The sequence below is a fragment of the Streptomyces sp. CNQ329 genome (assembly GCF_000482585.1).
Genome location: NZ_AXVU01000152.1, coordinates 1 through 1311, shown reverse-complemented (window position 1 = coordinate 1311; position 1311 = coordinate 1). Strand labels below are relative to the sequence as shown.

The 1311-nt window shown below is 81.5% G+C and carries 1 pseudogene; it reads left to right on the top strand.

The window, feature by feature from the left end:
- Positions 1-1311, top strand: a pseudogene (locus I003_RS0129485) (PAS domain-containing protein); the annotation flags it as partial.

The window sequence follows — 1311 nt, the reverse complement described above, 5'->3', positions numbered from 1 at the left end:
CCCTCGTCGACGACCCGGCCGGGCAGCTTTGGCCCGAGGCCAACCAGACGCTGCGCCACCTCTCCGCCGGGTACGGGCGGATGACCGCGCTCGTCGACAGCGTCCTCGACTTCCAGCGGCTGGACTCCGGCAGGGAGCGGCTGGCGGTCGGGCCGGTGAACCTGGAGGACGTGGTGCACGCCGCGACCGAGGGCGCGGACGAGCTGATCGGACCCGGGCGGGCGCAGTTCGTGGTGCACGCGCCGCAGTTGGAGATCGAGGCGGACGGGCGGTGGCTGGCGCTGGCGCTGGCGCACCTGATCGCGGAGGTCGCGGGCGTCGACGCCACGGGGCAGCGGACGGCGGGGGCCTCCGACGCGCCGGTGGTGGTGGCGGCGGCCCGGCGCGGGGACGTGGTGCGGATAGAGGTGCAGGGACCGCGGGGCGCCGCCGGTGCGGCCCCGGCCGGTTCCGGTTCCCGCGGGGCGGGGGCGTCGGGCGATGCGGGCTCGGTGCACGAGCCGCTGGCGAGGGGCGTCGCGCTGCTGCACGGCGGAATCCTGCAGACGCACGAGGTGCCGGGGCAGAGCGGCAGTGCGTATCTGCTTGAGGTGCCGGTGCAGGCCGCCGGGCCGGCGGCGCGGGCCGCGCGGGGACGGGAGACGTCGGGGCGCGGGCGGGAGACGGGCAACGAGACGACGGTGATGCCGGGCGCGGAGCCGCCGGAGCGGGCCGGGTCGGGCCGCGGGGCGGCCGGGGAACCGGGCGGCCGGACGGGCGGGCTGCCGGCCGATGCGGGCGAGCCGGGCGAGCTGGCCGGGCCGGGCGGGATCGACGGCCCGGGCGGGTCTGCGGGATCTGCCGGTGCTGCCGGAGCGGTGGAGTCCGGTGGCGGTACGGCCGGGGGCGGGGCTTCCGGCGGTGGACGTACGGGCGGCGGGCGGCGGCGACGCGCCGCTCCCGCGGCGGAGTCCGGTGGCGCGGCGGGGACGCCCGCGCACGGTACGGGTGTCGGCGGTACGGGCACGGGCCGGCGGCGGCGCGGAGCGACACCGGCCGCGGGGGTGCCGGCGGGAGCCGGGGCGGCCGGGGCCGCGGGGCCCGCGGAGGACGTTGCGGCGGCGGCCGGGGTGCCGCCGGGGCACGGTGCGGACGGCGGCGCGGGGCACGGTGCGCCGCACGGTGCGTCGGCGCCCGAGGCGGTCGGTGGCGTCGCCGGGCAGGCGGCCCCCGGTGGCCCGGCGCCGGCCCACGAGACGAACGGGGCCGGTGGACGCCGGCGCCGGGGGGCGCCGGATGACGGGCAGGGCGCCTATGACGGCGCGCGCGGGG